Annotated in this window: 5 protein-coding genes; 1 reads left to right on the top strand and 4 read right to left on the bottom strand. The window is 73.8% G+C overall.

Annotated elements, in window-relative coordinates:
* The 4 genes from FHE66_RS08655 to FHE66_RS08640 form a co-directional block, all read right to left on the bottom strand.
* On the bottom strand, nucleotides 1–1,456 hold a 1,456-nt coding region (locus FHE66_RS08655; RefSeq protein ID WP_139072573.1), incomplete at its 3' end, for a collagen-binding domain-containing protein.
* 123 nt (nucleotides 1,457–1,579) lie between these two features.
* Nucleotides 1,580–2,557: an SRPBCC family protein gene (locus FHE66_RS08650; protein ID WP_139072572.1), complete on the bottom strand. Its 978-nt coding sequence runs from the start codon at nucleotides 2,555–2,557 to the stop codon at nucleotides 1,580–1,582.
* Nucleotides 2,558–2,579: 22 nt separating this feature from the next.
* Nucleotides 2,580–2,924: a helix-turn-helix transcriptional regulator gene (locus FHE66_RS08645; RefSeq protein WP_139072571.1), complete on the bottom strand. Its 345-nt coding sequence runs from the start codon at nucleotides 2,922–2,924 to the stop codon at nucleotides 2,580–2,582.
* Between the two features lie 41 nt (nucleotides 2,925–2,965).
* A complete protein-coding gene (locus FHE66_RS08640) occupies nucleotides 2,966–3,766 on the bottom strand; it encodes a fructosamine kinase family protein (protein WP_139072570.1) in 801 nt (266 codons plus the stop codon).
* 107 nt (nucleotides 3,767–3,873) lie between these two features.
* On the opposite strand from FHE66_RS08640, the gene FHE66_RS08635 reads away from it, so the two are divergent.
* Nucleotides 3,874–4,587, top strand: coding sequence for a response regulator transcription factor (locus tag FHE66_RS08635; protein WP_330998289.1), 714 nt, complete (start codon nucleotides 3,874–3,876; stop codon nucleotides 4,585–4,587).
* The last annotated feature ends 182 nt before the right edge of the window (nucleotides 4,588–4,769 follow it).

Genomic DNA, 4,769 nt, shown 5'->3' with positions numbered 1-4,769 from the left:
CCACCGGGTCCGTCGGGTCCGTCGGGTCCGTCGGGTCCGGGTCCACCGGGTCCGTCGGGTCCGTCGGGTCCGGGTCCACCGGGTCCACCGGGTCGGTCGGGTCCGGGTCCACCGGGTCCGTCGGGTCGGTCGGGTCCGGGTCCACCGGGTCCGTGGGATCCGGGTCCACCGGGTCCGTCGGGTCGGTCGGGTCCGGGTCCACCGGGTCCACCGGGTCGGTCGGATCCGGGTCCACCGGGTCCACCGGGTCGGTCGGATCCGGGTCCACCGGGTCCGTGGGGTCCGGGTCCGCAGGCACGTCGCAGGGCAGCTGGCCGGTGAAGCCGTGGTGGTGGATCTCGCCACCGCCGGTCGTCGTCACCCGCCGGGCGACCCACTGACCGTTGGTCGTCACGTGCGAGCTGAACATCAGGTCGACCTCGGGCGCCCAGATGGCGCCGAGCTCGACCCCGTCGACGAGGACCTCGCCGCTGAGACCGGACAGGTCGTACATGATGTGGCGGGCGTAGGACTGCTGGGCGGAGGAGGCCGAGGACCAGCCCTCGATGCGGACCTGCTGGAGGCGGTCCGTGCCTGCCGGGACGTCGATGACGAGGGGCGCCTGCTCGGTCGGTGCGTAGCTCGCGGCCGCACCCTCGAGCTTGACCGTGCGCCCGACGAGGTCCTCGTACGCCACGAGGTTGGGCCGGTCGGTCGCCAGGCCCGAGAGGTAGGCGAAGCCGTCCCGCTGCTCGACGGTGGCCTGCCGGACCAGGTCCTCCCCGGCTCCGGGGAGGTCGGCGAGACACTGGTTGGCCCGGGCGACGCCGTCCTCGAGCCCCGCGAAGTAGGCCTCGACGCTCGGCCGCTCGGTGGCGACGTCGGCGGTCGAGGCGCCCGCGAAGGGCACCGTCTTGAGGTCGATCTTGCCGGTCTGGTCGGCGTTGGGCCCCGCGTCGTTGAGGAGGCGGAGGAAGTCGGAGCCGGCGGCCGGCCCGAGGCCCCCGCCGCGGGCGCTCGCCCGGAGGTTGGTGACGTCGACGAGCCGGACGACGGCCGTCGCCTCGGGCGACCCGGGGGCGATGGTCCCGGAGTCGTCGCGGTTGGAGACGTCGAGCGCGCCGGTGCCGACGTAGCGCTCGGCGAGCACCCGGACGGGGACGCCGTCGACGGTGGGCACCGTGTAGTCGGGCGTGCCGGCGGCCTGGTGGACGACGGGGTAGCCGTTCTGGTTCCCGGAGGACAGCTCGCCGAGGACGGCGATCGACCCCTCGAGCTCGCTGTTGCTCAGCGTGACGTCGCCGCGGGCGACGACGGTGAACCCGTTCGCGAGCGCGAACGGGTTGAACGAACTCGGCTCCGCCTGCGCGGGTCCCGCGCCGAGCATCCCGAACCCGGCGACGGCGATGGCGGCCGCGGAGACGAGCGCGACCCCCTGCCGCTGACGTCCCGGGCGGACGCGAACATGTCGGCCCAAGAGGATCTCCCTCCGACGGCGGAAGGTCCCGCCACGACAGCCGTCGTAGCGGGACGGCTAGACGGCAGTCTAGCCCCGGCTAGACGGAAGTCTAGCCACCGTCGCCGCGCAGGGAGGGGCCCCTTACACGCGGGCGAGCACCTCGGACTCGAGGCGGGCGTAGCTCGTCTCCATGCCGTCGACCATGCCGGTGGCGAGGACGGCCTCGCGGGTCGCCGCGTCGGGGTAGGTGACGACGAGGACGAGCAGCGTGCCGTCCGCGACGGGCGTGAGCGTGAGCTCGTTGAGCGTGGCCGGCCCGTCGGTCCCGATCATCCGCTCGGTGGTGACCTCACGGCAGGGCGGGACAGACTCCAGGAGCTCGCCGGTGAAGCCGAACCGCTCCCCTCCTCCCTCCTGCTCCCACTCGTTGCGGTAGGTGTCACCGACGGACCGGGCAACCTCGCACACCGGCATGGTCCAGCCGTCCGGGCCGAGCATCCAGCGGCGCAGCAGGTCGGGGTCGTGGTGCGCCTGCCACACGAGCTCGACCGGTCCGCGCACGACCCGAGCGACCCTCACCTGCGTGTCCCCGAGGAGCTGCGCCTCGGCGCTCCGGTCGGCAGCGAAGGAGGCGAGGTCCGCGAGGACGTCGTCCACCTGCGAGAGGGCGGAGACCATGCCCTCCTCCATCCCCATGGCGAGGAGCTTCTCGAGGTCCTCCACCCCGGGGAAGTGCGTCGTCGTCGTCACGCGCGAGCCGCCCGGGGCCTCCTCGAAGCGGGTGGTCATGAGCATCGTCGGCATGTCCGGGTCAGGCTCCCCGTCGGCACCGGTGAAGCCGTCCCGGACCTCGAACGAGCGCCCGGGGTCGACGGCGAGGAAATCCCAGTAGCCGTGGGAGCGCTCCCCGTCCGGGCCGGTCATGTAGTAGGTCGACCGGCCCCCGGGGACGAGGTCGTGGCGGGTGAAGGTCGCGGGGTAGCCGGGCGGCCCCCAGAACCTCTCGAGCCGGCGAGGGTCAGCGTAGGCGTCCCACACCCGGCGCACGGGCACGGGGAAGTCGGCGACGATTGTCAGGGTCAGGGCGTCGAGGTCCTTGTCGACGGAGGTCAGTGGCATGGCAGTGCCTCTCAGGGGCGGGTCACTCATCGGTGAGGAGCGCGTCGAGCCGGGCGACCCGACCGCTCCAGATCTGCTCGTACCGGTCCAGCAGCTGCTGGGCCTGCCGCAGCGTGTCGGGGTTGCCCCGCACGCGCCGTTCACGTCCCTGCGGTTCCTTGGTCACCAGGCCCGCTCCCTCCAGGACGGCGACGTGCTTCTGCACGGCCGCGAACGACATGTCGTACGCAGCGGCCAGCTCGGACACCGACGCCTCCTCGGTGAGGGTGCGCCGGACGATGTCGCGCCGGGTGGCGTCCGCGAGCGCCCGGAAGATCCGGTCGATCTCGTCGTCGGCCAGGGCGGGCCGTTCGCTACGTACAACCATTTGGTTGTACGTTATGCCCGCCCCGTGCCCACGTCAACCCCCTAGGCGTACCGCCGTGCGACGCGCACGGTCTGCGGCCCGTAGGACCCGCCGAAGATCACTGCGTGCATGATCAGCATCGTCAGCTGGTGCAGCCCCACCCGCTCGCGCCACCCCTGCGCCAGCGGCGAGACCTCCTGGTAGCCGGCGAGGATGTCGGGCAGCCGGTCCACCCCGAACAGGTCGAGCGCCGCGAGGTCCGTCTCGGCGTGCCCACCGTGTGCCGCCGGGTCGATGAGGACCCCGCACGGACCGTCGGCGTCCCGCGTCCACACGACGTTGCCGCCCCACAGGTCCCCGTGCAGGCGCGCCGCCCGCGGTCCGACGAGGGCGGGCTGGTCGTGGTCGAAGTCCCCTGCCGCGAGCCGGTCGGCCACCCGGTCGAGCACACGGGCACCGTCCTCGTCGAGGGCTCCCCTCGCCACCGCGCGCCGCACGTAGGGCCGGATCTGCTCCTCGGCGTAGAAGTCGGCCCAGCGTGTGTGCACGGGCGCGGCGTCGTGGTCGTGCAGCGGCATCGGGCCCGAGCTGCGCGGGACCGGCCCTCTCCAGCCGGGCGGGGCGCAGCCGAAGGACGGCGCGCCCGCGGCGTGGGTCCGGGCCAGCCCACGCCCGAAGGAGGCCGCCCCCTCGGCGGTCGCCGCCGCGGCGGGCAGGTGGACGAGGTCCAGCCAGCCCTCTCCCTCCCCGAGGATCTCGACGACGGGCGCGCCGCCCTGGTCCGTCGCGTCCGCGAGCCAGCGCAGCCCGGCCGCCTCGAACCGCAGCGTCTCGGGGTCGTCGGTCTTGTGGAAGATCCTCATCGGGCCATCGTGGCAAGCGCGCGGCGCGTGGGCGAGGCGGGTCCCCCGGTCGGGCGGGAGGTTAAGGTCGACATGTGACGGACACGGGCGGGCGAGGCACGGCAGTGGTGATCGAGGACGACGCGGACATCCGCTTCCTCCTGGAGACCACCCTCGTGCAGGCAGGGTTCACGGTGGCGACGGCGTCCACCGGCGAGGCAGGGGTCGAGGCGGTGCGCGAGCACCAGCCGGTGGTCGCCACCCTGGACATCTCCCTGCCCGACTTCGACGGCTTCGAGGTCGCGCGCCGCATCCGGGCGTTCTCCGACGCCTACATCCTCATGCTCACCGGCCGCGCCGACGAGATCGACACCCTGCTCGGCCTCGAGGCGGGGGCCGACGACTACGTGACCAAGCCGTTCCGGCCGCGTGAGGTGCGCGCCCGGATCGAGGCGATGCTCCGCCGTCCGCGGGCCGCCGGGGTCGCGCCGGCCGTGCCCGGCACCGACGAGGACGCCGTGCTCTCCCACGGGGAGCTGCGGCTGGACCGCGACGCCCGCGTCGTCGAGCTCGCCGGGGCGCCGCTCGTGCTCACCCGCAGCGAGTTCGACATCCTCGCCGCGCTGCTGGTCAACCCGCGGCGGGTGCTCACCAAGTCGCAGCTCGCGCGCTCGGTCTGGTCCGACAGCTATGACACCGGGACCGAGCCTGGCGAGGCCGACCACCGTTCGGTGGAGGTCCACGTCGCCAACCTGCGGCGCAAGCTCGGTGAGGACGCCACCAACCCGCGGCACGTCCAGACGGTCAGGGGCGTCGGCTACCGCCTCGGCGACCCGCGCTGAGCCGACTCAGGCCCGCTCGGGGCCGGTGAGCGCGGCGACGGTCGCCGCCGCGCGTCCGTCGATCTCGGTGAGCACGGCCCGCGCCGCCTCACCCGTGGCGGTGCGGGAGCGCGCGCAGGCGTCGGCGAGGGCGTGGGCGCCGAGCATGGTGGCCGAGCAGCCCAGGCTGAGCGCGGCGTCAC

Origin of the sequence: Georgenia sp. 311, from assembly GCF_006151955.1 — a bacterium.
Classification (GTDB): Bacteria; Actinomycetota; Actinomycetes; order Actinomycetales; family Actinomycetaceae; genus Oceanitalea; species Oceanitalea wutianyii.
The sequence above is the reverse complement of the archived record's forward strand: the minus strand, read 5'-3'. Positions and strand labels throughout refer to the sequence as shown.

Coding starts and splice junctions, on each gene's coding strand:
- FHE66_RS08640 (WP_139072570.1), bottom strand. CDS start 3,766: ATGAGGATCTTCCACAAGACCGACGACCCCGAGACGCTGCGGTTCGAG.
- FHE66_RS08650 (WP_139072572.1), bottom strand. CDS start 2,557: ATGCCACTGACCTCCGTCGACAAGGACCTCGACGCCCTGACCCTGACA.
- FHE66_RS08645 (WP_139072571.1), bottom strand. CDS start 2,924: ATGGTTGTACGTAGCGAACGGCCCGCCCTGGCCGACGACGAGATCGAC.